The organism is Streptomyces hamibioticus, assembly GCF_047946815.1.
Lineage (GTDB): Bacteria > Actinomycetota > Actinomycetes > Streptomycetales > Streptomycetaceae > Streptomyces.
Map to the genome: position 1 here is coordinate 6,913,308 of NZ_JBKKQY010000001.1, position 12,733 is coordinate 6,926,040.

Below are 12,733 nucleotides of genomic sequence, written 5' to 3' on the forward strand. Positions count from 1 at the left end.
CGGCCAACAGCGGCCGTGAATATGCCAGGAGACTGGCCGGAAACTCATGGTGACAGTGTTTCAGCAGTCAACATACTCGTCTGCTAGGGCGTCTCACAGCACGCGACAGCGCCCTCACGCACCGCACATGATCCGCACGGCCGCCCGGCCGGACCGGCCGCCGGCCGGGCGACGGGGGAGGGGACCAGTGCACGACGAGTTCCTGTGCCATGTCACCGCATACGGCGTCTGCGACGGCCGCCGCATCGGCGTGCCCCTGGGGACCTACCGGGCGCCCACTCTCGCCCTCGCCCTGTGGTGGCTGCGCGACCGCGCCACCTGGATCGCCGAGCGCCTCGACCCGCGACCGGACGACCCGCACTTACCGCCCGGCGCCCTGACCCCGGTCGCCGACACCGTGCCCGACGTGCCGACGGTGCTGCGGGCCTGGTGCGCCGACGACGTACGGCAGGAACAGGTCGCCGACGAGCTGGCCGCCGGGCGGCTGGTGCGCATCGCCACCAGCGACGACACCACCGAGTACGAGCTGCTCGCCGAGTCCGTGGACGCCCTGCGCATGCAGCGCGCCGCCCCGCCGCTGCTGGTCCCCGTCGGCTGAGCGGCCGGTCCCCGCCTCGGGTGCGCGGCACGTGCTCGCGCCCAGGCGCATCCATGGGCACATCGGTAGAATTCACGTATGGCTGAGCGGCCGGGCGCCCCGACCGCGCCCGAACTCGTCCTGGAGACGGACTCCGGCTCCACGGTGATGAGTCCGAGCCGCGACTACCACGTCGGGCGCGACCCGTTGAGCGACATCGTCATCGACGATGCCCGGGTCTCGTGGCACCACGCGGTGCTGCGGCCCGAGGACGGCCACTGGACGCTGAGGGACGAGCACAGCACCAACGGCACCTACGCCGACGGCCACCGCGTCGACGCCTGGGACGTCGGCCCCGGCAGCGTCATCCGCTTCGGCAGCCCGGCCGACGGCCCCCGCGCCGTCCTGGTCGGCCGGCCCGCACCGCCGCCCCCGGAGCGCCCCTCGGTGGTCTCGCACCCCGCACTGACCTCCACCTACCGGCAGCCCACGACCGTGCGCCCACTGCCCGCCCGCACGGTCCGCATCGGCCGCGCCGCCGACAACGACCTCGTCCTCGACGACCTGGTCGTCTCCCGGCACCACGCCGAACTGCGCACCACGGCCGACGGGACCTACGAGATCGTCGACCTGGACAGCCACAACGGCACCTACCTCAACGGCCTGCGCGTCACCACCGCCGAGATCGGCCCCGGCGACGTCGTCGGCATCGGCCACTCCGACTTCTGCCTCGTCGGCGACACGCTCCAGGAATACGTCGACACCGGCGAGATCTCCCTCGACGTGCAGGACCTCACCGTCGCCGTCGACCGCGGGCGCAAGACCCTGCTCGACCACGTGTCCTTCCCGGTGGGGGAGAAGTGCCTGCTCGCCGTCGTCGGCCCGAGCGGTGCCGGCAAGTCGACCCTGCTGAACGCCCTCACCGGGCAGCGGCCCGCCGACCGCGGCACCGTCCTCTACGACGGCCGCGACCTCTACCGCGACTACGCCGAGCTGCGCCAGCGCATCGGCCTGGTCCCGCAGGACGACATCCTGCACTCCCAGCTGACCGTCCGCAGCGCCCTGTCCTACGCCGCCGAGCTGCGCTTCCCCCAGGACACGGCCAAGGCGGAGCGCCGCGCCCGGGTCGACGAGGTGATCCGCGAGCTCGGCCTGGAGCAGCGCGCCCGGCAGGCCGTGCACAGCCTCTCCGGCGGGCAGCGCAAACGGGTCAGCGTGGCGCTGGAGCTGCTGACCAAGCCCTCGCTGCTCTTCCTCGACGAGCCGACCTCCGGCCTCGACCCCGGCATGGACCGCTCGGTGATGAACATGCTGCGCGGCCTGGCGGACGACGGCCGGACCGTCGTCGTGGTCACCCACAGCGTGCTGAGCCTCGAGGTGTGCGACCGGCTCCTGGTCCTCGCGCCCGGCGGCAAGGTGGCGTACTACGGGCCGCCGGAGGACGCCCTGCCCTTCTTCGGCTTCGACCAGTGGCCGGAGGCCTTCGAGGCCTTCGAGCGCGACCGCGACCGGGACTGGGCGGGCCGGTTCGCCGAATCGCCGCTGCACCGCCGCTACGTCGCCGACGAGACCGCCCAGCCGCAGCAGCCGCGGTCCGGTCCCGTCGTCATCGCCCCGCCGCCCCGGCCGCGCAGCCGGACGGCCCAGCTCGGCACACTGGTGCGCCGGTACGCCAGCGCGCTGGGCGCCGACCGCACCTTCCTCGCCATCATGATCGCCCTGCCCTTCGTGATGGGCGCGATGGCCCGCGCGCTGGCCGGCGGCCGGCTCACCCAGGAGACGGCGATGAACGCGCTGCTGATCCTGTGCGTCGGCGGTGTGCTCACCGGTGCGGCCAACGCGGTCCGGGAGCTGGTCAAGGAGCGGGTGATCTACCAGCGCGAGCGGGCGGTGGGCCTGTCCAGATCGGCGTACCTGATGTCCAAGGTCGTCGTCCTCGGCACGATCACCGTGGTCCAGGCCGTGGTGCTGACCCTGGTGGCGCTCCTCGGCGTCGATCTCAACGCGCCGGGCGGAGAAGGGGTGATCCTGCCGCCCCTCGTGGAGATCACCGTCGCGGTCGCCCTGCTGGCCTTCACGGCGATGATGCTGGGCCTGCTCATCTCCGCGCTGGTGCGCAAGGAGGAGGTGACGATGCCGCTCCTGGTGCTGCTCGCCATCGTCCAGGTCGTCTTCTGCGGCGCCCTGCTCGGGCTGGACGGGGTGCCCGGCCTGCAGCAGCTGGCGTGGCTGGTGCCGGCCCGGTGGGCGCTCGGCGCGATGGCCGGCACCGTCGACCTGGGACGCATCGTGCCCGGCGAGCTGACCGACGATCCGCTGTTCGAGCACACGGTGGGGATCTGGCTGCTCGACATCGGCATGCTGGTCGTGCTGTCCGTGGTCTTCGGCTTCGTCGTCTCCCGGCTGCTGCGCCGCCACGAGCCCGTCGTGATGCGGAAGTAGGCGTCCGTCATGAGCACTCCCGGCTTCCGGCCCACCCACGTCGTCCCGCAGCACGGGATGCCCGCCTGGGAGACGCCGGACCCCGGCCGGCCCACCGTGCCGCTCGACGCCCTGCTGCCCGTGCAGCTCGTCGAACGCAGCGGCGACTGGGCGCACGTGCTGTGCTCCAACGGCTGGTCGGCCTGGGTCGACGGCCGGCTCCTGGTCGCCGTACCGCAGGATCCGCCCGCCGCCGGCGGCCCGCAGGCCCGCACCGCCGACCCGCGACCGCTGCTCACCCGCGCCGAGCAGGGCCTGGCCCGCTACCGCGCCGCCGTCGAGGACCTGACGGACGGCACCCTCGACGGCGAGTCCTTCCAGGCCCGGACGCGGGGCCTGAGGGTCGGTGTCGTGGTCGACGGGGAGTCGGTGTGGCTGTACGACACCGACCGCTCCGAGTGGGTCCACGGCGACGGCACCCGGCTGAACACGTACGCGACGGACGACGGGCTGCCGCAGCACGCCTCCGGTGCGGGCCGTGCCGTGCCGGAGGAGACCCACCCGCCGACGCGCGTGGTGCCGGAGGGCGCGCCGGACGGGGCGGCTCCGGCGGAGCGGGAAGCGCGTCCCCCTGCCCGGCCGGCGCCCGGGGCGGGCCCGCCGGAGCGGCTCGCGCCCGGCGGAGCGGGCCCGGCGGGGACATCGGAAGCGGACCGTCGGCACGCCCCGACCCGGCTGGTGCCCGTCACCGGTGCACCGGAGCCACCACCCCGCCGGACGGGCCCGTCCCCGGCGGAGGACTCCACCGGCCAGGACCCCACCCGCTTGGCCGGCGAGCCCGGGCCCGAGCGGGAGGGCGGTGGTCGGGATCCGGGGCACGTGCCTACCCGGTTGGTCGGGGAGGCCGAGTCCGAGGCGGCGTCCGACGGGCAGGGGCCGCGTCAGGACCCCACCCGCTTGGCCGGCGAGCCCGGGCCGGAGCGTGAATTTGTTGGTCACGGCATGGGGCACGCGCCCACGCGGTCGGCCGGCGAGCCCGGGCCCGAGCCGGAGGGTGGCGGTCGGGATCCGGGGCACGCCCCCACGCGGTTGGTCGGGGAGGCCGGGCCCGAGCCGGAGGCCGACGGGCAGGGTACGGGATACGCGCCCACCCGTGTCGTACCGGAGGCCGGTCCGTCGGACGGTCCGGATGCCACCCGGATCGCCGGTGACGGTGAGCGGCGGTGAGCGACGGCACCGGTGCGTTCTCCGGGCGGCCGTCCGAGCTGGTGGGACGGCAGGTCGCGGGGTACCGGATCGAGCGCGAGATCGGGCGCGGCGGCATGGCCGTCGTCTACCGGGCCCGCGACCTGCGTCTGGAGCGCACCGTCGCCCTGAAGCTGCTCGCCCCGGAACTGGCCCGCAACGACACCTTCCGGCGCCGGTTCACGCACGAGTCCCGGGCCGCCGCCGCGATCGACCACCCGCACATCGTGCCGGTGTTCGAGGCGGGCGAGACCGACGGCGTCCTGTACATCGCCATGCGCTTCGTCCCCGGCAGCGATCTGCGCCACCTCCTCGACCGCCGGGGCCCGCTGCCGCCCGCCACCGCGCTGCGCATCGCCGCCCAGGTGGCCTCCGCGCTGGACGCGGCCCACGAGCACGGGCTGGTCCACCGGGACGTCAAACCCGGCAACATCCTGGTGGCCCGCGGCACCGACAGCGAGCACCCCGAGCACGCCTACCTCACCGACTTCGGGCTGACCAAGAAGTCGCTGTCGCTCACCGGCTTCACCACGGTCGGCCAGTTCGTCGGCACCCTCGACTACGTGTCACCGGAGCAGATCTCCGGCCGTCCGGTCGACGGCCGCTGCGACGTCTACGGCTTCGCCTGCGTCGTCTACGAGATCCTCGCCGGGCGCCCGCCGTTCCGCCGGGACGACGACCTGGCCCTGCTGTGGGCCCACCAGTACGACGAGCCGCCGACCCTCACCGAGGCGCGCCCCGACCTCACCGCCCGGGCCGACCCGGTCTTCGCCAAGGCCCTCGCCAAGCGTCCGGACGACCGCCACGACTCCTGTCTCGCCTTCGTCGCCGCCCTGCGCGCCGCGATCCGCCCCGGCGGGCCCGCCCCGCACCGGTCGGCCGACCGCCCCGCACCGCCGCCGCGCTGGGCCGAACCGGTCTTCGGCAAGCGGTCCTAGGACCCGCCGGACGGGCCCCGGACCTCGCCCCGCGCACGCCGCACCGCCCACCGCGCGAGCAGCGCGCCGAGGAAACCGGTGACCAGGCCCCACAGCAGGGCCAGGCCGAGCGCGCCCCACAGCCGCGGCCGGAGGAAGAGGTCCCCGGACAGCCCGCCGCCCAGGTCGCCGATGCCGAGCACGGACAGCCCGTACCGCGCGGAGAGCCGCCCGACGAGGCAGATCATGAGCACCGTGAGCGCCAGCGCCACCGCCATGTGCGCGCCGTGCCGCCAGGCCGGCAACCGGCCCGGCGTGCGCGCCGCCTTCACGAAGCCGGCGGCCAGCAGCAGCACCACGTCGGCGACCAGCAGCCACCACACCCGGCCGTCGTGCTCGGAGAGCGTGCCCAGGTTGAGCGTCGAGATGCCCGGCGTGCGCAGCACCTCGTCCAGGACGTGCGGCATCGGCAGCCCGAACGGCCCCTCCACCCGCCCCTCCCACGTCGCACCCAGACCGATCGTCAGCCCCAGCCACACCAGGTTGGGCAGGCCGAGCAGCAGCACCGCGAACGTCTCCGCCGGGTGCCCCCGGGTCGCCGCGACCACCAGCCCCACCACCACGCCGATCGCCACGTACGCCAACAGCAGCAGAACCATCGCGTACGCCGCCGGCCGCACCGAGGTCTCCCAGCGCAGCATCCGCCCGGGCAGCGGGGCGCCGTGCGAGACCAGCAGGGCCAGCGCCAGCACGCCCGCCAGCCACAGCAGCCCGAACAGCACGGTCAGCGGTACGTCGGTGGTGAACCCGACCTTCGGCTCGAACCCGAACAGGTCGCCGAGGTCGTCCAGTCCCTCCCCGAGGGAGATCTCGAAGGTCTGCCGTGCGGCGAAGGCCAGCGCGAGCAGCGCGAGCAGCCACAGCACGGCGATCCGGCCCGCCCAGCCCGCCAGTTCCGGGGCGCCGGCCACCGCCCGGTGGCGCAGCGGACGCAGAAAGCCCCAGGCGAACACCAGCGCGCCGGTCAGCGTGACCGACAGCGGGATCACGGTCATCGACGCCTCGGTGCCGGCGAGCCCTCCGGCGTCTCCGGACAACTCGACCGCCCCGCCCACGGCGGTCACGACGGTCGCCGTGACGACCCGGGGAAAGGCGTTGCCGGGCAGGTCGGTGGCGCCCGCCGCCCACAGCCCGAGCGCGGCGACGACTCCCATGGCGGCCAGCCCGGCCAGCACCGTGCCGAGCGCCTGCACCCAGCCGTGGCGGGGGACCCGGCGGCCGGCGGGGGAGGGGGTTGGCGAACTCACCCTGCCACGCTAAGCAGCGCCCGCGCCGGGCGCCCGCCGAGAGGGCCGTCCGCGTCGGCTTGCGCCCACCTCGGGAGGAGAGCACACAATAAAGGGATACGGCAGATAGCACGCATATCGGACTGAAGTCTCGTCAGAGCCGTTCAGGTCTTCGCGGAAGAAGAACTCGTGAGCGTCGAACCACCGTCGTCCGGCCGCCCCACCGGACCGCCCTCCGGGCCGCTGTCCGGACCCTCGTCCGGGTCCCCGTCCGGCCCCTCCCAGCCGCCCTCCGGCGGCCCCCCGTCCCCGCCGCCCGGGGGTGGCGGCGGCTCCACGGGACCCGGCCGGCCGCGCCGCCCGTGGTGGCGCTCCGCCCCTCGGCTCGCGGTGCTGGCCGTGGTCGTGGTGGCCGCCGTCGTCCTCGCCGTCGTGTTCTCCCGGACCGGCGGGGACTCCGGCACGGTCGGCGAGCCCGGCACCCAGGGCGAGGTGTTCCTCCAGGCCGCGGGCACCAGCGGCCCCGACCCGTTCACCGAGTCGACGGCGAAGGACAGCTCCATCCCCTCCGAGAGGCCGTCCCCGGACACCGAGTCCGGACCGCCCAACGAACTGCGCGGCGCGGACGGCGGCGAACCCGGCCTGTACGGCGGCACCCGCAACGTCTCCAGCTGTGACGTGGAGAAGCAGATCGACGCGCTCGGCGCCGACCCGGACAAGAACCGGGCGTTCGCCTCCGTCGCCGGTGTCGACCCCGCCGACGTACCCGACCACCTGCGCGGGCTCACCCCCGTACAGCTGCGCGTGGACACCCGCGTCACCAACCACGGCTTCCGCGACGGCAAGGCGACCCCCTACCAGTCCGTGCTCCAGGCCGGCACCGCCGTCCTCGTGGACGACCGCGGCGTGCCCCGGGTGCGCTGTGCCTGCGGCAACCCGCTCACCGAACCGGTGGCCCAGCCCGTCACGCCGAGGACGACGGGCGACCCCTGGCCCGGGTACCGCGCCTCGAACGTGGTCGTCGTCGAACCGGCGCCGCGGCCGGTGGAGGTGTTCGTCCTCTACGACCCCGAGCGCAACGAGTGGATCTCCCGGCCCGCCGGCGACACGGGCGGCAAGGACCGTGAGACCGAGCGCCCCACCGACCCGGCCTCCCCGTCCCCCGGCGAGCCGACCCCCGCGCCCCCGACCGAACCGACCTCACCGGCACCGGACACCGGGGAGCGGACCACCGAGGGGCCGACGACGCAGGACCCCGGCACGCCCGAGGCCCCGGGAACGACCGGCGACCCCGGCACGACCGACCCGCCGCCCGCCGACCCGGGCACCGTCCCCCAGTCCCTGCCCTCCGCACAGGTGCCGCCGTCACCGGCCGCTCCGCCCGCCGTGTGACTCAGCCGTCCCGTACGACCAGGGCGTGGTCGCCGAGCCCCAGCATCCGGTCGCCGGGCAGCTCACCGCGTGTGGTCAGGATCGTCAGGACGCGCCCGGACTCCGGGTCGAAGGCGACGTCCTGCACCGTCCCCCACGCGTCGCCGGTCTCCGTCAGCACCCGGCTGCCCGGCAGGTCGTGGCGGGGCGGGGCGGACTCCGCGGCGGCGGCCGAGCGGACCAGGACGGCATCCGGGCCGATGGCGTGCACCGCGTCCCAGGCCAGCACCGTCTCCTTGCGCGGGCGCCGGCCGCGGACCCGTACGTGGGTGAGGGCACCGGAGCGGGCGTCGACGGTCAGTGACGCCACCGTGCCCAGCTGAGCGGCCTCGGTGAGGGTGACCACGGGCAGGCCGCTCACCTGCGAGAACAGCATCATGGCGGCGAGCCCTCCGGACGGCCGGGCGAGCCGCCCATCAGCGCGGCCAGGTCGTGCAGATCGTCCGCGACGTGCCGGGTGGCGTCCGCGGGCAGCACCAGCGCCCGGCCGGAGACGGAGAGCGTCTCGCCGCGCGGTACGTACACCCGGCGCCGCCGGCGATGCGAGGCCGCCACGAACGACTTGCTCGCGGCGACCCGGAAGCCCACCACCCGACCGCGGGTGCCGCCCTCCACCACCGCGTCCAGCACCGTGCCCACGTCGGTGCCGTCGTCGGTCAGGACCTTCGCCCCCAGCACCCGACCCTGCGCGGCCTCCCGGCGCGCAACCACCGCGGCCGTCTCCACCAGCGCCCGCCGGTCCGCGATCATCACCGCGTCCCGGCCCAGCGAGTGCACCGCCGCCCAGGGCAGGCTCTGCCGCAGGGGCCCCGAGAACAGGCCCCGGCCGCTCAGGGTGAACCCGGTGATCCGCCCGGCCTCCGCGTCGAAGACGGTGTCCTTGATCTGGGCGACCGCGTCGCCGCCCAGGGTGACCACCGGGCGGGTCGTCAGGCTGCGGGCCGCCATCAGCTCGTTCATCGCACGCCCTTCCCGCCGGACCGGCGTCCCCGGCGCACCGCGACGACCGTCCCCGACCGCCGGCCGGCCTGCACGGCCACCGTCACCGCCGCGCAGGCCACCACCGCGACGAGCACCACGACCAGCCACATCCACCAGGCCACGGCTCACCTCCGGCCCTCCGTCCGGCCACCGTCGACCGGCCCCGGTACCATCCGGGTGCCCCCGGCGACTGTGACGATGCCCGCAGTGCGGCTCCGGGGGACTGCGGAGCCGAGGCCGGGGTACGAGGACTGGTGCAGCAGCGTCCGGCCAGTCCGGCATCCGAGAGAGAAACGCATGATCGAGCATCTGGACGGGGCAGTGATACCGACTGGTTTCGACGTGCCCGTGGAACCGCTACGGCGGGCGGCGCACTACACGGGCGACCCGGGAAGCATCGCCGAGGCGCGGTCCTTCGCCTCGCTCTTCCTCGACCAGCTCAGGACCGAATGGTGTGCCACGATCGGCCCGCGGGCCGACGGCGCCGTGCTGCTGGTGGTGAGCGAACTCGTCACCAACGCCGACCGGCACAGCAGGGGTCCCTACATCCTGGAGCTGGAGGGCACGGACGTCTCCGTGACCGTGTCCGTCTACGACAGCAGCGGATCGGTTCCCCGGCGCTTCCCCCGCGACCCGGAGCGCGTCGGCCGGCATGGTCTGGAGATCGTGCACGCCCTGGCCGAGGAGATCGTCGTCGAACGGGTCCCGGTGGGCAAGCGGGTACGCGCCGTGGTGCCGCTGCAGGAGAACTGAGCCGCAGGACTCTCGCGGGCCCGGTACCCTCAGGTTCCCGGGCCCCGTCCGGCGGTGGGGCGCCCGGCCCCTCGGCCAGGTGCCCGCCCCGTCCTGTCAGGCGCAGCCCAGCTCGCCCAGCATGCCCTCGCGCAGCCGGGTGAGGATCCGCTTGATCAGCCGGGACACGTGCATCTGCGAGCAGCCGAGCTGTTCGCCGATCTCGGCCTGGGTGGCCTCCTCGACGAACCGCAGATGGATGATCTGCCGGTCCCGCTCGCTCAGCTCGGCCATGAGCGGAGCCAGTGCGTGGAAGTCCTCGACGAGCCGCAGCCCGTCCTCCTCCATACCGATGAAGTCGGCGAGCACCGCCTCGCCGCCCTCGGCGCCGTCGCCGGTGAGCGCCGCGTCGAGGGAGGAGGAGTTGTAGCCGTTGGAGGCGATCTGGCCCTCGATCACCTCGTCCTCGCTGATGTTCATCAGCGTGGCCAGCTCCGCGACGGTCGGCTCGCGGTCCAGCCGGCTGGACAGCTCCTCGCGGGCCTTGGCCAGCTCCACGCGCAGCTCCTGGAGGCGGCGCGGTACGTGCACCGCCCAGGTGGTGTCACGGAAGAACCGCTTGATCTCGCCGACGATGTACGGCAGCGCGAAGGAGGTGAACTCGACCTCGCGCGACAGCTCGAACCGGTCGATGGCCTTGATCAGGCCGATCATGCCGGTCTGGACGATGTCCTCCATGTCGTTCCCGCGGCCGCGGAACCGTCCGGCCGCGAACCGCACCAGCGACATGTTCATCTCAATGAGCGTGTTGCGCGCGTACTGGTACTCGTGCGTGCCCTCTTCGAGTTCCGTCAGACGCTGGAAGAACTGCCGGGACAGCTCACGCGCGTCGCGCGGGGCAACGGCCCGGGGGTCCACGACTCCGGGCAGCGGCCCGTCGCCCGTCCCGGTCCCGCCGGTCTCCTCGACGACCTGTGCCTGCGACCGGATCACGGCGGTGTCCATTACCTCTCCCACGAAAGTCACGGTTTGGTCTCCCTGAGTCCTTCGGGCTTGCGTGTACCCGGGTCGTGGCTGCACATGCCCACCACTGTCCCGGGTGGCGGAAAACCGTCGGTGATTTTGCGTGGAACTCACCATCCCATCAGGATATGTCCCTGCCTCAGGGGCCGCATCATGGACGGATTTCGGCCGCTGGATTTCCCTCAGGGCGGAAGACCGCTCCCTTCCGCGAGGGCCACGCCCTCCTAGGCTGAAGAGGTGAGCAGCCAAGCGTCGAACGAAGCCCGCGTCATTCCCCTGCGCTCGCCCGCCGCGCGCCCGGGAACCCGCCCCGCCGCCGTCTCCCCGGCCCGCCCGTACACCCCGGCGCCGGCTCCCCGGGAGCCGCTGTGGCGCGACCTGGTCGGCGATGTCCTGCGCCGCGAACGGCTCGACCAGGAGCGCACCCTGAAGGACGTCGCGGAGGCCGCCCGGATCTCCATGCCCTATCTCTCGGAGGTGGAGCGCGGCCGCAAGGAGGCCTCCTCGGAGGTCCTCGCGGCCGCCGCGCAGGCCCTCGGCCTGGGGCTGGGCGACCTGCTGTCCCGGGCCCAGGGAGAACTGACCCGGATCACCTCCCGGCACGCGGCGGGCGGCCGCGGCACGTCGGGCACGCACCACGGCGGACTGTGCCTGGCCGCCTGACGGCTTCCCGGGGCCGGCACCGCCGCACCGTGCGGCGGCGCCGGCCCTCGTCCCCGCCCGCCCCGCGCCCCAGCCCCGCGTCCCCGGTCCTCGCCCTCGGCTTCGCCGCCGGCCCGTCTCAGGCCGTGGCCCGGACCGTGTCTCAGACCGTCACGAGACGCCGGCTGAGCACCTCGTCGGCCAGCCCGTACGCCACCGCCTCCGCCGCGGGGAACACCTTGTCCCGGTCCATGTCCGCGCGCAGTGTCGCCACGTCGTGGTGGGTGTGCCGGGCCAGGACCTCCTCGACCTGGGCGCGGATGCGCACCATTTCCTTGGCCTGGAGCGCCAGATCGGACACCGTGCCCCGGCTGCCCCCGGACGCCGGCTGCCCGAGCAGCACGCGCGCGTGCTCCAGCACGAACCGCCGCCCCGGGTCGCCCCCGGCCAGCAGCACGGCCGCCGTGGAGGCCGCCTGTCCGACGCAGAACGTCGAGATCGGCGCCTGGACGAACGTCATGGTGTCGTAGATCGCCATCAGCGAGGTGAACGAGCCGCCGGGGGAGTTGATGTAGATGGCGATCTCGTTCTCCGGTGCCGCCGACTCCAGGTGGAGGAGCTGCGCGATCACGACGTTGGCGACGCCGTCGTCGATCTCGGTGCCGAGAAAGATGATCCGCTCCGACAGCAGCCGGCTGAACACGTCGTAGGAGCGCTCGCCCCGCGGGGTGTGCTCGACGACGTTCGGAATCGTGTACGTCCCCATGCCTACAGCCCCATCCGTCGCCTGGTGGTGGCCGGCCGGATGTCCGCGAGGGACTCCACGACCCGGTCCACCATCCCGTACTCCCTGGCCTCCTCGGCCGTGAACCAGCGGTCCCGGTCGCCGTCCCGCGAGATGGTCTCGGGGGACTGCCCGGTGTGCTCCGCGGTGATCCGCTCGATGGTCCGCTTGGTGAACTCCAGGTTGTCCGCCTGGATCTCGATGTCGGCCGTGGTGCCGCCGATGCCCGCCGACGGCTGGTGCATCATGATGCGCGCGTTCGGCAGGGCGTAGCGCTTGCCGGCGGCGCCGACGCCCAGCAGGAACTGGCCCATGCTGGCGGCGAAGCCCATGGCGAGCGTCGAGACGTCGTTCGGGATCAGCCGCATCGTGTCGTAGACGGCCAGCCCGGCGTGCACCGAGCCGCCCGGGCTGTTGATGCAGAGGGTGATGTCCGTCCGCGGGTCCTCCGCGGACAGGATCAGCAACTGGGCGCAGACCCGGTTCGCGGAGACCTCGTCGACCTGCGTGCCCAGCAGGACGATGCGCTGTGCGAGCAGTTGGGCCGCGAGGTGGTCGTCGAACCGCGTCGGAAGGGTGTCGCCCTCCTCCGCCCGCGGCGGCATGGCCGGCAGCGGGCCGGCGGTCAGTGGAGACATCGGCGCTCCTTGTCGAGTCGTCGAGACGGTCGTACGCGGCCGGTCGGCACCGCGCG

General features: G+C 74.0%; 14 protein-coding genes. 7 read left to right on the forward strand and 7 right to left on the reverse strand.

What is annotated here, in order from left to right; genetic code table 11:
• Positions 1-187 precede the first annotated feature (187 nt).
• From ACLGIH_RS31520 to ACLGIH_RS31535, 4 genes are all read left to right on the forward strand, one after another.
• Positions 188-598, forward strand: a complete 411-nt coding sequence (locus tag ACLGIH_RS31520; protein WP_416528686.1) for a hypothetical protein — start codon at positions 188-190, stop codon at positions 596-598.
• 78 nt (positions 599-676) lie between these two features.
• The gene (locus ACLGIH_RS31525; RefSeq protein ID WP_416528687.1) at positions 677-3,019 is read left to right on the forward strand and encodes an FHA domain-containing protein; all 2,343 of its coding nucleotides are present in this window, start codon (positions 677-679) and stop codon (positions 3,017-3,019) included.
• 9 nt (positions 3,020-3,028) lie between these two features.
• Positions 3,029-4,225, forward strand: a complete 1,197-nt coding sequence (locus tag ACLGIH_RS31530; protein WP_416528688.1) for an SH3 domain-containing protein — start codon at positions 3,029-3,031, stop codon at positions 4,223-4,225.
• Positions 4,222-5,181 carry a serine/threonine-protein kinase gene (locus ACLGIH_RS31535; protein WP_416528689.1) on the forward strand — a complete coding sequence of 320 codons (960 nt, stop codon included), beginning with the start codon at positions 4,222-4,224 and terminating at the stop codon, positions 5,179-5,181. Before ACLGIH_RS31530 ends, ACLGIH_RS31535 begins: the two co-directional genes overlap by 4 nt.
• Here ACLGIH_RS31535 and ACLGIH_RS31540 read toward each other — a convergent pair.
• Positions 5,178-6,467: a streptophobe family protein gene (locus ACLGIH_RS31540; protein WP_416528690.1), complete on the reverse strand. Its 1,290-nt coding sequence runs from the start codon at positions 6,465-6,467 to the stop codon at positions 5,178-5,180. The genes ACLGIH_RS31535 and ACLGIH_RS31540 overlap by 4 nt on opposite strands.
• Positions 6,468-6,635: 168 nt before the next feature.
• On the opposite strand from ACLGIH_RS31540, the gene ACLGIH_RS31545 reads away from it, so the two are divergent.
• On the forward strand, positions 6,636-7,838 hold the full coding sequence (locus ACLGIH_RS31545) for a DUF6777 domain-containing protein (protein ID WP_416528691.1): 1,203 nt from the start codon (positions 6,636-6,638) through the stop codon (positions 7,836-7,838).
• 1 nt (position 7,839) lies between these two features.
• Here ACLGIH_RS31545 and ACLGIH_RS31550 read toward each other — a convergent pair whose 3' ends face one another.
• From ACLGIH_RS31550 to ACLGIH_RS31560, 3 genes are read right to left on the reverse strand one after another with little or no spacing between them, the layout of a single operon-like run.
• Positions 7,840-8,256 (reverse strand): PRC-barrel domain-containing protein, encoded by a 417-nt coding sequence (locus ACLGIH_RS31550; protein ID WP_416528692.1) that lies wholly within the window; start codon positions 8,254-8,256, stop codon positions 7,840-7,842.
• Entirely contained in the window at positions 8,253-8,837 is a 585-nt protein-coding gene (locus ACLGIH_RS31555; RefSeq protein WP_416528693.1) for a PRC-barrel domain-containing protein, read from the reverse strand. The genes ACLGIH_RS31550 and ACLGIH_RS31555 overlap by 4 nt, the downstream gene beginning before the upstream one ends.
• A complete protein-coding gene (locus tag ACLGIH_RS31560) occupies positions 8,834-8,980 on the reverse strand; it encodes a hypothetical protein (protein ID WP_416528694.1) in 147 nt (48 codons plus the stop codon). Before ACLGIH_RS31560 ends, ACLGIH_RS31555 begins: the two co-directional genes overlap by 4 nt.
• Positions 8,981-9,155: 175 nt before the next feature.
• Here ACLGIH_RS31560 and ACLGIH_RS31565 point away from each other — a divergent pair, with 175 nt between their 5' ends.
• On the forward strand, positions 9,156-9,611 hold the full coding sequence (locus ACLGIH_RS31565) for an ATP-binding protein (RefSeq protein WP_416528695.1): 456 nt from the start codon (positions 9,156-9,158) through the stop codon (positions 9,609-9,611).
• A 96-nt stretch (positions 9,612-9,707) separates the two neighbouring features.
• Here ACLGIH_RS31565 and ACLGIH_RS31570 read toward each other — a convergent pair whose 3' ends face one another.
• Positions 9,708-10,595, reverse strand: coding sequence for an RNA polymerase sigma factor SigF (locus ACLGIH_RS31570; protein WP_416529528.1), 888 nt, complete (start codon positions 10,593-10,595; stop codon positions 9,708-9,710).
• Positions 10,596-10,850: 255 nt separating this feature from the next.
• On the opposite strand from ACLGIH_RS31570, the gene ACLGIH_RS31575 reads away from it, so the two are divergent.
• The gene (locus tag ACLGIH_RS31575; protein WP_416528696.1) at positions 10,851-11,276 is read left to right on the forward strand and encodes a helix-turn-helix domain-containing protein; all 426 of its coding nucleotides are present in this window, start codon (positions 10,851-10,853) and stop codon (positions 11,274-11,276) included.
• A 142-nt stretch (positions 11,277-11,418) separates the two neighbouring features.
• Here the strand turns inward: ACLGIH_RS31575 and ACLGIH_RS31580 are convergent, their stop codons facing one another.
• Positions 11,419-12,021: a ClpP family protease gene (locus ACLGIH_RS31580; protein WP_416528697.1), complete on the reverse strand. Its 603-nt coding sequence runs from the start codon at positions 12,019-12,021 to the stop codon at positions 11,419-11,421.
• 2 nt (positions 12,022-12,023) lie between these two features.
• The gene (locus tag ACLGIH_RS31585; protein WP_416528698.1) at positions 12,024-12,677 is read right to left on the reverse strand and encodes an ATP-dependent Clp protease proteolytic subunit; all 654 of its coding nucleotides are present in this window, start codon (positions 12,675-12,677) and stop codon (positions 12,024-12,026) included.
• Positions 12,678-12,733 lie beyond the last annotated feature (56 nt).